Consider the following 15,959-nt stretch of genomic DNA (forward strand, 5'->3'; position numbering starts at 1 on the left):
CTCGGCCAACGGGCACGTCCGGTTCGGCGGGCGGGGACGGGAAAACCGACACCGGAAACGGTGCACGGCGTCCCGTCCCCGACCCAACATATGGAACTCGACCGCCGCGGCGCGGAGTTGCTGTTCCAGGTCCTCACCGAGCGGGAGGAGAAGAACAGTGTCGCGATCGCTTCCAACGAGTCGTTCTCTGGTTGGACGAAGACGTTCACCGACCCCCGGCTCTGCGCCGCGATCGTCGACCGGCTTACCTTCAACGGCGCCATCATCCAGACCGGCACCGAGTCCTACCGCCTCGCCCACACCAAAGCCCAGGCCGAACGAGCCGAAGCAAGGTGAACAAGACGAGTCGCAGCAAATCCCGTTGCGCCATCCCGGCCGCGACCTGACTGTGTCTCTAGGGCTGGAGCCACAGCCTGAACGGTCGTTGACCTATCGAGAAGGACCTCATGTCAGCCGTTGTTGTTGTCGGTGCGGGAATCGTCGGCTCCTCAGTGGCCTACCACCTGGCACGTCGGGGCGTCCCGGTCACCCTGCTCGAGCAAGGACCTGCACCGGCTGCCGGGGTCACCGGAGGGTCCTTCGCCTGGATCAGAGGTGCGGGAGGCCACTGGCCCGGCGGAGCTCAAGAGCTCCGCGAACACGTCCTGGCGGACTACCGGCGCCTGGAGACCGAACTGCCCCATGTCACCGTCCGCCGGACCGGCTCGCTGTCCTGGGCCGCCAGCCCGGCTGAGGACTCACGGCCGGGACCAGGCCAGTTCCGCATCGGGCGAAGTGACATCGCAGCCTTGGAGCCCAACCTCCGACACCCACCCGATCAGGCCATCCACACCCCGAGCGATGCAGGCGTTGACCCGACGGCCATGACCCAAGCCCTCGTGGAAGCCGCCGATGCCCATGGAGCAACCGTGCTCCACAACACCATGGTCACCTCCTTGCAGGTGACAGGCGGACGCGTCGAGGGAGTGCTGACCTCGACGGGACTCCACACCGCCGCAACCGTCGTGCTCACTGCCGGAACAGGCGTCCCCAAGCTCTGCGAGCCGCTACCGGTCAACGTGACCATTGCCGCTTCCCCGGCCACTCTCGCGCGGGTTACAGCACCGCCTGGCCTGGTCAAGACCATCGTGGCTGGCCCTGGGTTCGAGGTCCGAGAGGTACGGGACGGCGACCTTTTGCTGGTCGTTCCGCATGTTGAAGGCGCAGCAGCGTTGGCGCAGACCGCGCAAGACGCGCTCCAGCACTTGAAGACGACCTTCCAAGGAAGCGACCAGTGCCGCCTGCTGGGCTACCGCACTGGCAGACGCCCCATGCCCGCGCACGGGCCCGTCATCGGCTACGCGACACACGATCGATCCGTCTACGTCGCCGTCATGCACTCCGCCATCACTTTGGCGCCCACTGCCGGACGGCTCATCGCAGACGAACTGGTGACGGGCAGGCCAGCCCCCGAGCTACAGCGTTGCCGCCCGCGCGCCCACTGACATCACTTCTCGACGACATTGATCAAGAAGACCCGAGCTCAGCGACTCCCGAAGTCGTCGCGAAACAGCATCCGCAGACACTGACATAGCCACCGCTTCGTTGGGCGCTGACGTAGCGTCCGCGCTCACAACCCATCTTGCAACCTCGGAATGGAGGTTCTCCTGTGGTCGACGGCCGGGATCTTCCCGGCGAGTTCGCCGGGGCCTGACGGTGCGGTGTCCAGCTGCGCGGGTCAGGCTGCTCTTCGTGCCGCGTCGTGCAGGTGCTTGACCATCCAGAACTCCTCGACCCGTGCGCCGTCCCCGGTCATCGCCGTGACCAAGGAACTGAGGATGTCCGGGAGCCCGTCCGCCTGGGTGGGCAGATGGGCAGCGACGCACTGGGCGAGGACACCGAAGACGATGGCCTGGCGGAAGACGAGGTGGGAGGGGCGTTCCCACTCGGGTTCGAAGTCCACCGGCTCGCCGATCAGCAGTGCGTGAGCCCTGGGGTGCGCTTGGTCGTGTGCGGCAGTGAGGTCCTCGCGCAGCCGCACTCTCGCGTCGGCCGGGAGGGTGGCGGCTGTAAGTGCTGATACGGCCAGGGGGTGTTCGCGTAGGCCGGCATGTGCGAGGGCCAGGTCCAGGGCGTGGCGCCGCATCGGTTTCAGCAGCGAGGGTCTAAGGCCGACCAGATAGCTGATGAAGGGCTCCCGTTTGAGCAGGGGCGAGTCGATGAGTCCCTGCCCCAGCAGGTACTCCGGCACCCGCGTGATCTCCACAGCGCGGTGCGGGCCGCGTACCCAGGAGTTGTCGAAGCGCGCACCGGTCGCGCGCTCGACAGCCGCCAGGCCAGCGCCCCACAGGTTGTCATCGTCTTCCAGGTTCAGGCCTTCCAGCAGGGGCTGCCAGGCGTCGGGGCGCGCGCCGAATATGTCCTCGGGCGCGAGCATTTCGAATGCGGAGGAGATCAGCCCGTCCTCGGCCAGGCTCAGCTGGGAGACCGCGTTGACGTTCCAGTAGGCGCTGGCGGTGCGGCCGTGCCGGGAGAGCGGGCGCAGCACCTCCTCGCGAGACCCTTGATGATTGTTGTTCTCCACGACGATGACGGCAGGTCCTGACCGGGAGACCAGGATGAGATCGCTGTCGTAATGCTCGCGCAGTTCCTCCAGTCGCAGGGGGCGGCACTGCTGGGGGTTGCCGCCGAAGAGCCGGATGACAGCGTCCTGGTCACCGCCGTGCACGGCGGTGAACGTGGCTGCCTGCTCAAGTCCTAAATCGGCGAGGAGGCCCTGAAGGTGCTGGGATGAGGTCATGCGGGGATTGTCGTCTGCGCCACTGACAGTCGAGCCCCGATCCATCGAGCGCGGGCGTGCCCTCGACAGGAATGTAGGGGGCACTCCTCAGAGGTCGTTTCATCCCGTTGTTTCATCCCTGGACGCGGGTTTGATGTGCTGATGTCGGGTCTCGCCAGGAGATGGTGTTCTCGCCGGTGAGCCGGCGGGCCGTGAGGTCGGTCATGGCGAGGTGGATCATGGCCTCGGACCGGTGTGGGTGGGTTTCGTAGTCGCGGGCCAGACGGCGGTGGAGCATCAGCCAGCCGTAGGTGCGCTCCACCGCCCAGCGTTTCGGGATCGGCGTGAAGCCCTTGGCCCCGGGCGGGCGTTGGACGATCTCAAGGTCGATGCCGAGGGTGGCGGCGTGCTCGATGAAGTGCTTGCGATAGCCGCCGTCGACCCAGACTTTGCGCAGGCCGGGGTGGACGGCGGCGGCCTGCTCGAGCAGGGTGCGGCCGGCTGTGGAGTCCTGCACGCCGGCCGCGGTGACCAGCACGGCCAGCAGCAGGCCGAGCGTGTCGGTGATGATGCTGCGCTTGCGGCCCACGATCTTCTTGCCCGCGTCGACGCCTTGGCTCCGGGCGGGCACCGAGGTGGACGTCTTCACACTCTGCGCGTCGATCACGCAGGCCGACGGGTGCCTGTCCCGCCCTTCCTGCTGGCGCACCAACTCCCGCAGCAGACCGTTGAGCTGGGCGAAGATGCCGTCCTTCTGCCACTTGGCGAAGTAGCCGTAGACCGACTGCCAGGGCGGGAAATCGTGCGGGAGATAGGCCCACTGACAGCCAGTGCGGTCCACATACAGGATCGCATTCATGATCTCGCGCAGGTCGTGCCGCGGCGGGCGTCCGAAGTCCAGGGCCCGCCCGCGGCGCTCGAAGCGCCACGCGGACAGCACCGGCTCGATCAACTCCCAGCGGGCATCGGACAGATCACTCGGATACGCACGACGTTCCGTCATGACCTGGGAGATACCGCCGAGTGGGGGCGTGCGCCCAGGCGTGCATCCTGCTGGACCGAAGCCCGGGGCAGAACCGGGCGTCCTGGAATGAGACAGACCCAAGCTGACTCCTGCCCCAGACGCCCCACCATCTGTCCCGGCGAGCGCAATCACCTCGACCATACCAACAGCACCAGATCAGCAGCAGGCGTAACATGGAGCTACCACCGCATTAAGGATGAAAACGACCTCTCAGACGCCGTCTCCAACCTTTGATCCGGAGGTTCCGAGACGGTGTCTCATCGTGGCGCAGTCGTCAACTGCTGCACCACACCCGCCCTCTTCCGGGCCGCCACGAGCTCCGCGCCGTTCAACTTTGGGGAGGGGCTACTGCACTAGCGCGGCCAGCGCCTGGTCGGCCATCTGCACGCCCATCGTGGCCGCGATGGTGGTGCCGGTCTCCAGGAGCTTGTCCTTGAGTTGGGTGGCGAGCTGGCGCAGGCGGCCCGGCTCAGGAGTCTCGGAGGTCGCCTCCGTGTGGAGGTCCTGGGCGACATGCTCCAGCTCCACACGGTCCGTCTCGGACATGTCCAGGGTGTTGCTCACCTGGCCGATGTATCCGGCGAGCTGGGCGAACAGCGTCGGGTCAATGCCGTCGGTGTTGTTCTGAGTGAAGTGCTGCTGCTCGCCGATGATGACGCCCTTGGCGTTCGGCATGTAGTTGTTGTAAGTGGTGCCGGGGCGGGGCTGGTTGATGTGGTCCTGCACGCTTCCTCCTGACAGGGCGCAGCTGATGCCCTGGGGTGTGATGGCGACCGTGGCGGGGTCGGTGTCGGTGCGTTTGATCAGCTTGTGCTCCGCCAGGTAGGCGAGCGCTTCGTGCAGGTCGTCGTCGGCGATGCCGGATCCGGCGAAGTAGGCGGCGGGCGCGGCGCAGAAGTGCGTCGGGTCGACGGGTTGCTGGTTGCCGGCGGTGTCGAACAGCCACCGCTGGAAGGCGTCCATGGTGTAGCGGAGCCGGGCGGCGCGGTCTCCCCGCAGCTTCTTCAGCCGGTGGATCGCGGCGCGGCCCGCGTCGGTGAGGTGGACGTCGGAGGTGTCGTCCATGGTGCGTGCGACGCGGACCAGGTCGCGCTGTTCCAGTTCGAAGGCGAGCACGGAGGCGTCCTCGTCGTGCAGCTGCTGTTCTTCGACGAACCGGGCGACGTCGATGTACTGCGAGGGGTTTTGCTGGGCCTGCTCGTCCAGCCACAGCAGGAGCCGGGCCAGGGCCGGGTGGCCTTCGGCGGTGTCACGGCCGGGCACAGAGCCTCCTTCGGCAGACACCTCCGTCTGGATCGGCACGCGGATCGGGTTTCGCCGGGCCGCGCGCTCGTAGCCCTTGGCGAGGTCCTTGAGCTGCCTATCGATCGCGCGTTGATTGATGGAGTTGCGGGCCACGTTGGCCTCCTGTCGCGGATGACTCAGTGCCAAGGGTACGGAGGGGGTCTGACATCGGCCCTCTACTTCCAGGACGCCCAGGGCGTGCTCATCGTGCCGGTCGGACACCCCTTCACCAGACGGGGTCCATTCGCGGACTTCGGCGCACGGGCCGAGTGGGTCAGGGCAGGTCGGTGGTCCCGGTGGCGGCGCGGGGGCGGTTGCGTGCCCACTTCTTGAGGTCGCCGACACGGTAGAGGAGTTCGGCGCCGCGTTTGTCGGCGACGGTCGGGAAGGTGGGGTCGTTGGCGCGGGCGAAGCGAAGCGCAGCGAGGGTGATGCCGGACAGGTGGTGTTCGGCGGCCTGGCGCAGTCCCACCGCCTGGTCGTCGTAGGCCGGGGCGGTCGTCGACGCCACCGGGGCCGTGGCGACCGGTTCGGCGGCCGTGGCCAGCTCTGTCGCGGGGGCCGCGTCCGCCGGGAGACGCGTGGGGTCAGTGACCGTGGTGAGGGAGTCGGCCGGCGTCTTGTGCAGCTGCACCGGACCGGGCTGGGCGGGGACGGCGCGCCTGATGGCGGGCGCCGCGCCGGTGGTGGCCCACTCGCGGGCTTCGGCGTCGGTGAAGAACAGCACCTGGGTCTCGCGGGCGGTGCCGCCGATGACGACCTGGGCGCGGCCGATGTGCTTGGTGGACTTCGGTGCAGGGTGGATTTCCGGGGCGAGCATCCGCCAGGCGTTGACGCTGTAGCGGGCGAGGATGCGGGTGGCGAACTGCTCGCGGACCTCCGGGCCTCCGAGGGCGCGGGCGGTCGCGGACTGGGCGACCAGGAGGACGTGCATGCGGACCTGGCGGCCCATGTAGAGGATCTCGTTCAGGGCGTCGACGGCCGGGGAGACCTTCGGATCGCCCGGCTCGCGGGTCCGCTCCCAGTAGCGCGCCAGCTGCTTCATGGTGGCGTTGACCTCTTCGAGGAGGATCAGCAGCCGCGGGCCGATGGCGTCCGGGTGGGCGTCGATGCCGAGTTCGTCGGCGAGGCGCACCCGCTTGCGGCCTTCCATGCCGAGCTCGATGAGCTGGTCGTGGATGTCGGCGATGTCGCGGCAGTAGGTGACGCCGGGCAGTCCGTTCGCCCACGGGTGGGAGATCCGCTTGGTGTCGAGGACGTACACGAGGGAGCCGTGGTGGAGCATCTGGCAGGCGATGCAGCGCAGGGTCACCGACTTGCCGCCGCCTGTGGAGGCGTTGAGAGCCCATCTTTGAACCCCTGTTGATCTCGTACACGCGTCTCGGTAGAGGCTTCCGTACGCCCCGGGCGCTCCGTTCGCAGTGGCCCGGCAGCGGGCTTTGCGGAGAGCTTTCGGGTGCTTCGCGCGCCGTGGTGACACGCCTTTCCGGGGTGCGGCGGCGGGCGGACTCTGCCCGTACCGGGTGGGCCGGGGTTCCCCTTCACGGCCATGGGGCCGTGCTCCGGCCTGGCAGGGGGTGGGTGCCGTGCCCAGTACGGAGCAGATCGGCAGCGTCAGCATCGAGCGCTATGGGCAGATCGTGGAGAGGCTGCGCGAGGCCGTCGAGAAGTTGTCGAAGAGTTCGTTCATCATCGGTGACGGTGCGCTGGAAGTCGTCCCGATGCAGGATCATGGCGGCCGGTCGGTGCGGGACGACCTGTTTGGGGTGTCGGCATGGCTGCACCGGCTGTCGGAAGACGTCAACGTTCCCTACAACACGCTGAAGTCGTATCGGTGGGTGGCCAGCCGGTGGCCTGAGCAGCACCGATGCTCTGGAGTGGCGTTCAGTACGCACCAGACCCTGGCCGCGATCTCTGACGACGAGGAACGGTGGGCGGCGATCAAGAACCCGCCGCTGGACGAGCGGACCGGCAAACGGCGGTGGACACCGGAGACCTCCCGGCAGCGAGTGGGCTACCACGGGCCGGGCCCAGAAACGGCGCAGGAGAAGATCGAGGCCGTGCACGACCTGGTCGCCGACGAGCAGGTTGCCGCGCAGGTGGCGACCGATCTTCTGCGGCGTCCATCGGTGGCGTTCAAGGCCATGACCGACGACACCGCTCGGCACCAGGTAAATCACGCTCAGGTCGAACAGTCCCGCCAGCTGCGCGAGGCCCACGAGCAGCAGCTCGAAGGCGCCGAGGAACCGTTCGAGCCGACCGTGCGGCGGATCAACCACGCGCTGGAGTTCCTCGACCTGGTCGGGGCCTGCCAGCGGTTCGTCGCGGCCACGGGCCGGATCGTCCCGTCACTGCGCGAGCGGCCCTTCTCCGACGACGAACGCGACACGGTGCACCGAAACGTCGACCGTGTCCGCGCGACCTGCGAGTGGATCCTCACCGCCGTGGACACAGGCCAGGTCGACGTCGACGAGGAGCTCGCGAAACTCCTGCGGGGCGAGTAGGAATGCCCCGGTCACGGCACCGGGGCGACGCGGCACGCGAGCACGCGGAAGCGATCTGGAGAGCACTCATGCAGGCCCGCCCGGCAGGTCTCCACATGCCCCAGCTGATGCGGGCCACCGAACTCACCCGCAGCCAAGTGCAATCGGGAATGGCGATGATGCGCGACATCATCACGAAGAAGGGCTGGCCACCGGTGATTTACACCAGGGCAGACGGCTACGCGTTCAGCGCGGACCCGAACGAGCTGGAGACCTACGAGACGGCCCGGGTCCACGTGCTGCTCACCGAGGTCCGCCGCCTGATCACCGGCACCATCGCCCCACACGCCGCCCTGGATCCAGAGGATAAGCGAGTGCGGCACATCGTCGCCCAGCTCAATTCCGTCGAGTCCACCCTCGACCTGATCGCCTGACGGAACGGGAGGCGGGCGCGATGCGGCAGCGGCGCTATCCCTCGGACACCACGGACCTGGAATGGCTGCTCATCGAGCCCTTGTTGCCGGTGCCGGCCTGCCAGACACCGCGCGGCGGTCGGCCAGAGGCCCATCCGCGGCGTGAGATCGTTGACGCTCTGCGCTATCTCGTCGACACCGGCTGCAAATGGTCCGCCCTCCCACAGGATTACCCGCCCTTCAAGACGGTGTTCGGGTTCTTCAGCCGCTGGTCCGCCCGGGGGGTCTTCAACCTCATCCGTGACCAGTTGCGGCGCCGGATCCGCCGGGCCATGGGCACCTCTCCGCATCCGGTGGCGGCGGTGATCGACTCGCAGTCCGTCAAGGTCGCCGCCACCGTTCCGCGCTCCACCTCCGGATACGACGCAGGAAAGAAGACGCCGGGCCGCAAGAGACACGTCATCGTGGACCTGAAGGGGCTCCCGCTGTTCGTGATGGTCACCCCGGCCGACATACACGACAGCGTCGCAGCCCGTGAAGCCCTCTTCCGGCTTCGGCTCATGCACCCCGAGGTCACCATCGTCTGGGCCGATCTGGCCTACGCCGGCAAGCTCGTGGACTGGGCCAAGTCCTTCCTCCATCTGACGATCAAGACCGTGAGCAGGCCGAAAGACGTGAAGGGCTTCGTGATCCTGCCGAGGCGCTGGGTAGTGGAGAGGTCGCTGGCGTGGCTGTTGCATGCGCGTCGGAATGTCCGGGATTACGAGACCCGGCCCGAACACTCCGAAGCGATGCTTACCCTGGCGTCGATCACGCTCATGACCCGCAGGCTCACCCGGCCGATGGCCCAACCCAATGCCTCCATGCCACGGCCGCACCCCGCCCTGCAGTCTGCCTGACGACAAAACGTAATCTGCTACCTGGGGTGGGCCGCGGTCCTGCGACCCACCCCAGGGCCGGTCAGAGTTGGCGGAAGTACACCGCCGTCGGCAGCTTGACGCAGCCGAGGCTCTCGTACAGGCCGCGGGCTGGCGCATGGAAGGCGTCACCGCCTGTGCCGATCTCGACCATCTTCGCGCCGAGACCGCGCAGCTCGCTGAAGGCGTGCTGGCACAGCACGGTGCCGACGTGGTCGCGACGGTGGTCCTCTGCGACGGCGAGGATCTCGATCCTGCCGTGTCCGCGGAACGGATCTGCCTGCCAGCCGACGTAGCCGACGATGACGCTGTCGGCCTCTGCCACCGCCACGTACTTGTTCTGCTCCGGGTCATGCAGGCCAGGAACCTGCTGGCGGTAGTCGTCACGCCATTTGCCGTGCTGGATGTCGAAGACGGCGTCGCCCACCAATGGGCGGAACGACCCCTCGTAGAACGCCTGGAAGGTTTCGATGGTCAGCTGGGTCAGGCGTGCCAGGTCGCTCTGAGCGAACTCGCGAATGAGCATGAAGCGTGCCTCTCAAAACTGAGGGAGGGAGACGGGAAACCTGTGGCCCGCTCGCGGCATGTCGTGGCGGCGGGCCAACCCTCAGCGGCGAGTACGCCAGGAAGCGAAGCACTGCATGCGAGCGACGCTAATGGGCGAGCACATGCTCATGCCAGAGGTTTACTCGCGACGTGCAGGTTTAAGGATGGGTTCTGAGGTCCGGGTTCCTGCGGCCGTGGCCGTCCCTTTCCTGCACAACTCCCCGCCCCGCTGCTTCCAGTTGGGTCCAAGGACGTACACCGTGCGGGTCCCGGCGGCGGTCGGGCGCGGCCTTCGGCGCATCGGCTCCGGAAAGGACAGAAGCTCCTTCGCGGGTAGGGGCCCGGGCTGGTTCGGTGAGCAGGTGTACAGGCAGCGGGGGGCGGAGGGAGAGAAGCAACTGCTGCGCACGTCGCCCCGTGCCTCGTACAGCCCAGATGCCGGTGGGCCTTCGGCTCCCCCTTGATGAGCCGGAGCGTGGTGGAGCGGGAGGGGCGGAGCACAAAAGCAGCCGCGTCACCGGCCCACGACGAGCAAGGTGAACCGCCGCGGCGATGCGCAGGTGGCCGCTTACGATGCGTCCGCGGCCTGCCCCAGCGGCGCGTGCCACATGAGCCGTGTGCCTCCGCCCTCTGGTCTGCTCAGTTCCATGTCCCCGCCGAGTTTGTGCGCCCGCTCGGCCATATTGGTCAGCCCACTGCGGCGGCCTTCGGCCGGGATGCCGACGCCGTTGTCCGTGACCGTCAGACGGACCTGCTTGCCGTCGGTCTCCAGCACGACGTCGGCGCGGTGCGCACGGGCGTGCCGGGCGATGTTGGTCAGGGCCTCGGTGAGGACGGCCAGGACGTGGTCGGCGGTCTCCGCGGGCACGTGCGTGTCGAGCAGGCCCTCCATGCGCACGCTGGGAGCGAAGCCCAGCAGTGGAGCGGCCTCGCCGACCGCACGTACCGCGCGGGAGCGCAGGCCGGGAGCCGCGTCGTCGTCGCGGGAGCGCAGACCGAAGATCGTCGACCTGATGATCTTGATGGTCTCGTCGAGGTCGTCCACGGCCCGCAGAATCCGTTCGGAAGCCACGTCGTCCCGGACTCGCCGGCCCGCGCTCTGCAGCGTCATGCCCGTGGCGAAGAGCCGTCGGATCGCCAGGTCGTGCAGGTCGCGTGCGATGCGGTCGCGGTCCTCCAGGAGGGCGATCTGCTCGGCATCCTGCCGGCGTTCTGCCAGCTCCATGGCGACGGCGGCCTGGGCTGCGAAGATCTGGAGCGGCTCGGTCTCCTTCTCGGAGAACTCAAGGCCACCCGATTGCCGGACCAGCAGGACCACGCCGCGGGCGTCGTCGCCGGAGCCGATCGGTACGGCGACGGCCGGCCCCAGCCCGTCGAAGCGCGGCGGACCGGCCGAGACCCGGGAGTCGCGTGAAACGTCCGGGCTGCTGACAGACACCCCTTGGGCGAACGCCTGCCCGATGAGGGTCCCTTCCATGGGCAGGACGACGCCGCGCCATGCGTCGGTCTCGTGGCCTACGGCGAGTTCCACCGCGAGGTTGTCAGTTCCGCTCACCGGCATGGCTACCACGCTCAGGGCGGACGCGGTGATCTCCCTGGCTCGTTCGGCGATCAGCGGCAGCACGCCGCCCTGGTCTGCGCCGGACATCAGGGTGTGCGTGATCTCCGCGTTCACCTGGAGCCAGCGTTCGCGCAGCCGGGACTCCTCGTACAGGCGGGCGTTGTCGATCGCGACGCCGGCCGCCACGGCGAGGGTGGCCAGGACCGACTCGTCGTCCTCGTCGAACTGCTGCCCGCCCCGCTTCTCGGTCAGGTACAGGTTGCCGAAGACGTGGTCCCGTACCCGGATGGGGACGCCCAGGGAAGGTGTTCATGGGCGGGTGGTGGGCCGGGAATCCGTAGGAGGCGGGGTGGTCGGAGAGTTTCGCCAGCCGCAGCGGTTCGGGGTGGCGGATCAGCTCGCCCAGGATGCCGTGGCCCTCCGGGAAGGGGCCGATGCGGGCGATCTGCTCGTCGCTGACCCCTACCGTGTGGAAGGCCGAGAGCCGCTTGCCGTCCGGTCCGATCACCCCGAGGGCCGCGTACTCCGCATCGACCAGGGCCGCTGCGGCCTCGACGATGCTGTACAGCGCCTGTTCGAGATTCAGCTCCCGGCCGACCGACAGCACAGCCTCCAGGAGACTGTGCACGCGGTCCCGGGTGCCGCGTGCGGCATCGAGGCGGGCCTGCAGCTCCTCCAGCAGCTCGTCCAGCCGCAGTTGCGGCAGACGCACCCGTGCCTCGCGGGCTTCTTCGGCGTTCTCCACCGCTGACTCCTTCGACGCCCCACCGCTTGTCGGCAGCCGTACCGTGCAACTGTCACGGTATCGGCTCGAACAGCAGGACGATGAGAGGTCAGCGCCGCCATACCGGCCGGCTGGCCGGAAGTATCAGTTTCGGGGCAGCCGGGTCGCGATGTATTCGGTGAGGTCCAGCAGGCGGTTGGTGTACCCCCACTCGTTGTCGTACCAGCCGAAGACCTTCACCAGGTCCCCGTGCGTCTGGGTCAGCGGCGCGTCCAGGACGCACGAGGCGGGGTCACCGACCACATCGCGGGAGACGATGGGAGCATCGGACACCCTCAGCACGCCCTTCAGCACCCCCTGCTCCGCCTCCCGGTAGGCGGCGTTGACCTCCTCCGCGCTCACCGGTCGTTGGAGGACCGCGGTCAGGTCGGTCAGCGAGCCGTCCTCGACCGGGACGCGCACGGCGCTGCCGTCCAGGGTGCCTGCCAGCTCCGGCAGGACCAGACCGACGGCGCGTGCGGCCCCGGTGGTGGGGGGGATGATGTTCACCGCCGCCGAGCGGCCGCGACGCAGGTCCTTGTGCGGGCCATCCAGGACGACCTAGTCGTTGGTGTAGCCGTGGATGGTGGTCATCAGCCCCTTCACCAAGCCGAAGCGGTCGTGAAGGACTTGGACCATAGGGGCCACGCAGTTAGTGGTGCAGGAGGCGTTGGAGATCACGTGGTGCTGCTCCGCATCGTATGTGCCCTCGTTGCCCGGTACGGACAGCAGCACCTTGCGTGCCCCGGCCGCCAGGTGCAGGCCGGCTTGGTCGCGGGTGCGGAAGCGGCCGGTCGACTCGATCACCACGTCCACTCCGAGCTCGCCCCAGGCCAGCGCGGCCGGTTCCCGCTCCGCGGTGACCACGATGCGGTGCCCGTCCACGGTCAGCGAGGTGTCATCGTGCTCGACGGTGCGGTGCAGCCGGCCATACGTCGAGTCGTAGGCCAGCAGGTGCGCCAGCGCCGCCGGGGAGGTGAGATCGTTGACCGCCACCACCTCCACCGGTGCTGCAGCGCCGGCGGTCCGCTCCAGAACACAGCGCAGGTAGTTGCGGCCGATGCGGCCGAAGCCGTTGATGCCCACACGCACGGTCATGTCCGTCGCCCTCTTTGGTGGTCGGTGATGCCCAGTGTCGTTTTGGGCCCGTTCCCAGCCTTGCCTGAGTCTTCCTGGGGGGCCATGGGCCCTATGAGGTTGCTCCGAAGGGACCTTCGGTCCCCGGGGTCCGCCGAGCAGGCGATCGGTTTGCAGCCCGGAGGCCATGGCCGCCGCTTCTTCCGGTGTGGCATGGAGCATTGGGAGTGATCCCATGTCCCGGTCAGTGGGCCGTCAGCCCGTGGGTGCGGAACTGGTGGCGAACCCGGTCCACCAGGGCCGCGTCGGGAGGTGGCGTGTCCCGCAGGGGGAAGGGGACGCCCAGGGCGTCGTACTTGGCTGCGCCGAGCTTGTGGAACGGCAGGACGTCGACCCGTTCGACGCTGCCCAGACCCGCCAGGAAGCCGGCGAGCCCCTCGATGGCCTGCGCGTGGTCCGTCCAGCCGGGCACCAGCACGTATCTGATCCACATGGGTTTGCCCAGGCGGTCCAGGCGCGTGGCGAAGTCGAGCGTGGGGGCGAGCCGGCCGCCGGTCAGTTTGCGGTAGGTGGCGGCGTCGAAGGACTTGATGTCCAGCAGCACCAGGTCGGTATCGGCCAGGAGTCCGTCCGTGGCCCGGGCCCCCAGGAAACCGGAGGTGTCGAGTGCGGTGTGCAGCCCGGCCTCTTTGCAGCGGCGCAGCACGGCGCCGGTGAACGCGGGCTGGAGCAGGGGCTCTCCGCCGGTGAGCGTCACTCCGCCGCCGGCCGTGGTGATGAACGCCCGGTACTTGTCGATCTCCAACATCACCTCGTCGATGCGGACTTCCCGTCCGTCGCGCAGGAGCCAGGTGTCGGGGTTGGCGCAGTACAGACAGCGCAGCGGGCAGCCGCTGGTGAAGAGGACGAACCGGGTTCCGGGACCGTCCACGCCGGTGGACAGGTCCCAGGAGTGGATCTGCCCGGTGGCCGTGTCCGCCATGGTGGCGTTCACAGCGATCCGTGGAAGGTGCGGCTGATCACGTCGAGTTGCTGCTCGCGGGTCAGGCGGGCGAAGTTGACCGCGTATCCGGAGACCCGGATCGTCAGCTCGGGGTACTTGTCCGGGCGTTCCATGGCGTCCTCCAGGACGGTTCGGTCCAGGACGTTGACGTTCATGTGGAATCCACCGGAGGCCATGTAGGCGTCGAGGAGGCCGACGAGGTGGCCCGCGCGTTCCTCGGGGACGTGACCGAGCCCCTCCGGCGTGATCGTGGTGGTCAGGGAGATGCCGTCCCGTGCCGCCTCGTAGGGCAGTTTGGCCACCGAGAGGGCGGAGGCGGCCACGCCGTGCTTGTCGCGGCCGTTCATCGGGTTGGCGCCCGGGGCGAAGGGCTGTCCGGCACGGCGGCCGTCGGGGGTGTTGCCGGTGTGCTTGCCGTAGACGACGTTGGAGGTGATGGTCAGCACGGACTGGGTGTGCTCGGCACCCCGGTAGGTGGGGTGCTTGCGTACCTTGGTCATGAACGACTCCACCAGGTCGACGGCGAGGGAGTCGGCCCGGTCGTCGTTGTTGCCGTACGCGGGGAAGTCGCCCTCGGTCTGGAAGTCCAAGGCCAGTCCGGTCTCGTCTCGGATGACCTTCACGCGGGCGTGCTTGACGGCGGAGAGGCTGTCGGCAGCGACGGACAGTCCGGCGATGCCGCAGGCCATGAAGCGGTGGACCGGGTGGTCGTGCAGGGCCATCTCTATGCGCTCGTAGGCCTACTTGTCGTGCATGTAGTGGATGACGTTGAGCGCGTCGACATACGTCTGCGCGAGCCAGTCAAGGACACGGTCGTAGGCGGCCGACAGCTCGTCGAAGTCCAGATATGCGCCGGTCAGCGCCGGCATCTTGGGGGCGATCTGTTCGCCGTTCATCTCGTCCCGGCCGCCATTGACCGCGTACAGCAGGGCCTTGGCGAGATTGGCCCGGGCGCCGAAGAACTGCATCTGCCTGCCCACCGCCATGGCGGAGACGCAGCAGGCGATCGCGGTGTCGTCGCCGGTGCGCGGGCGCATCAGCTCGTCCGACTCGTACTGCACGGCGCTGGTGTCGATCGACACCTGGGCGCAGAACCTCTTGAACCCCTCGGGCAGCCGGGGTGACCACAGCACGGTGAGGTTGGGCTCGGGGGCGGGGCCGAGGTTGTAAAGCGTCTGCAGGAAACGGAAGGAGGTGCGGGTAACCAGCGGTCGGCCGTCGGCGCCGATGCCGCCGATGGACTCCGTCACCCACGTCGGGTCGCGGAGAACAGGGCGTCGTATTCGGGGGTGGGCAGGAAGCGCACGATGCGGAGCTTGATGACGAAGTCGTCGATCAGCTCCTGGGCACGGGTCTCGTCGAGGAGCCCTTCGTCCAGGTCCCGCTGGAGGTAGATATCCAGGAAGGTGGAGGTGCGGCCCAGCGACATGGCCGCGCCGTTCTGCTCCTTCACCGCCGCCAGGTAGCCGAGGTAGAGCCACTGCACGGCCTCGCGTGCGGTGGCGGCGGACCGGGAGACGTCGCAGCCGTAGGTCGCCGCCATGCGGGTCAGTTCGTTCAACGCCCTGATCTGCTCGGCGAGTTCCTCACGGTCGCGGATGGTGTCCGCAGTGGACGGCCGGGCATCGAGCAGAGCACGTTCGGCGTGCTTGGCCTCGATGAGCCGGTCGGTTCCGTACAGGGCGACGCGGCGGTAGTCACCGATGATGCGGCCGCGGCCGTAGGCGTCGGGCAGGCCGGTGATGATGCCGGCCTTGCGGGCGGCCCGCATGGTGGGGGTGTAGGCGTCGAAGACGCCGTCGTTGTGGGTCTTGCGGTAGGTGCCGAAGACTTTCGTCACGAACGGGTCGGGCTCATAGCCGTAGGCCCTCAGGCTGTTCTCCGCCATCCGCAGCCCGCCGTTGGGCATGATCGCTCGTTTCAGCGGTGCGTCTGTCTGGAGGCCGACGATCAGCTCCGGGTCGATGTAGCCGGGCGCATGCGAGGTGATCGTCGAGGGGGTGGCGGTGTCGACGTCGAGGACGCCCTTGCGGCGCCGAATACGAGGGTTGGGGCTGCGCAGCAGCTGTGGACGCACCGGATCATGCTTCGACAACGCGGCTGCGGAGAGTTTCTGGGCCCTGCTCAAGG

Annotated in this window: 11 protein-coding genes and 3 pseudogenes; 5 read left to right on the forward strand and 9 right to left on the reverse strand. The window is 68.2% G+C overall.

Annotation, left to right across the window (positions count from 1 at the left end):
• Together ACWDVB_RS39290 and ACWDVB_RS39295 are read left to right on the forward strand one after the other, a co-directional pair.
• The coding region (locus ACWDVB_RS39290; RefSeq protein WP_451612049.1) for an ATP-binding protein at positions 1-336 on the forward strand (336 nt) is incomplete at its 5' end.
• 110 nt (positions 337-446) lie between these two features.
• Positions 447-1,484, forward strand: coding sequence for an NAD(P)/FAD-dependent oxidoreductase (locus ACWDVB_RS39295; protein ID WP_451519775.1), 1,038 nt, complete (start codon positions 447-449; stop codon positions 1,482-1,484).
• Positions 1,485-1,717: 233 nt separating this feature from the next.
• On the opposite strand, the gene ACWDVB_RS39300 is transcribed toward ACWDVB_RS39295, so the two are convergent.
• From ACWDVB_RS39300 to ACWDVB_RS39315, 4 genes are all read right to left on the reverse strand, one after another.
• Complete coding sequence (locus ACWDVB_RS39300; RefSeq protein ID WP_451519776.1) at positions 1,718-2,779, reverse strand: DUF6461 domain-containing protein; 1,062 nt, start codon at positions 2,777-2,779, stop codon at positions 1,718-1,720.
• Positions 2,780-2,891: 112 nt separating this feature from the next.
• Positions 2,892-3,761: an IS5 family transposase gene (locus tag ACWDVB_RS39305; protein ID WP_451519777.1), complete on the reverse strand. Its 870-nt coding sequence runs from the start codon at positions 3,759-3,761 to the stop codon at positions 2,892-2,894.
• Between the two features lie 366 nt (positions 3,762-4,127).
• Positions 4,128-5,180, reverse strand: coding sequence for a hypothetical protein (locus tag ACWDVB_RS39310; protein WP_451519778.1), 1,053 nt, complete (start codon positions 5,178-5,180; stop codon positions 4,128-4,130).
• A 160-nt stretch (positions 5,181-5,340) separates the two neighbouring features.
• On the reverse strand, positions 5,341-6,378 hold the full coding sequence (locus tag ACWDVB_RS39315; protein ID WP_451519779.1) for a hypothetical protein: 1,038 nt from the start codon (positions 6,376-6,378) through the stop codon (positions 5,341-5,343).
• Positions 6,379-6,652: 274 nt separating this feature from the next.
• Between ACWDVB_RS39315 and ACWDVB_RS39320 the strand changes: the two genes are divergently transcribed.
• The 3 genes from ACWDVB_RS39320 to ACWDVB_RS39330 are packed head-to-tail and all read left to right on the forward strand — an operon-like array spanning position 6,653 to position 8,861.
• The gene (locus ACWDVB_RS39320) at positions 6,653-7,570 is read left to right on the forward strand and encodes a DUF6192 family protein (protein ID WP_451519780.1); all 918 of its coding nucleotides are present in this window, start codon (positions 6,653-6,655) and stop codon (positions 7,568-7,570) included.
• A 2-nt stretch (positions 7,571-7,572) separates the two neighbouring features.
• Positions 7,573-7,983 (forward strand): RacP protein, encoded by a 411-nt coding sequence (locus tag ACWDVB_RS39325; protein WP_451519781.1) that lies wholly within the window; start codon positions 7,573-7,575, stop codon positions 7,981-7,983.
• Positions 7,984-8,003: 20 nt separating this feature from the next.
• The gene (locus ACWDVB_RS39330; protein WP_451519782.1) at positions 8,004-8,861 is read left to right on the forward strand and encodes an IS5 family transposase; all 858 of its coding nucleotides are present in this window, start codon (positions 8,004-8,006) and stop codon (positions 8,859-8,861) included.
• 61 nt (positions 8,862-8,922) lie between these two features.
• On the opposite strand, the gene ACWDVB_RS39335 is transcribed toward ACWDVB_RS39330, so the two are convergent.
• The 5 genes and pseudogenes from ACWDVB_RS39335 to pflB all read right to left on the reverse strand — a co-directional run.
• Positions 8,923-9,405, reverse strand: coding sequence for a GNAT family N-acetyltransferase (locus tag ACWDVB_RS39335; RefSeq protein WP_451519783.1), 483 nt, complete (start codon positions 9,403-9,405; stop codon positions 8,923-8,925).
• A gap of 588 nt (positions 9,406-9,993) precedes the next feature.
• Positions 9,994-11,731 (reverse strand): annotated as a pseudogene (locus ACWDVB_RS39340) (GAF domain-containing protein).
• Positions 11,732-11,854: 123 nt separating this feature from the next.
• Positions 11,855-12,847 (reverse strand): annotated as a pseudogene (gap, locus tag ACWDVB_RS39345) (type I glyceraldehyde-3-phosphate dehydrogenase).
• 223 nt (positions 12,848-13,070) lie between these two features.
• Positions 13,071-13,808 carry a pyruvate formate-lyase-activating protein gene (gene pflA / locus ACWDVB_RS39350; protein ID WP_451519784.1) on the reverse strand — a complete coding sequence of 246 codons (738 nt, stop codon included), beginning with the start codon at positions 13,806-13,808 and terminating at the stop codon, positions 13,071-13,073.
• 8 nt (positions 13,809-13,816) lie between these two features.
• A pseudogene (gene pflB / locus ACWDVB_RS39355) lies at positions 13,817-15,864 on the reverse strand (formate C-acetyltransferase); the annotation flags it as partial.
• Positions 15,865-15,959: the final 95 nt, after the last annotated feature.

Source organism: Streptomyces sp. NPDC003379 (assembly GCF_053589195.1).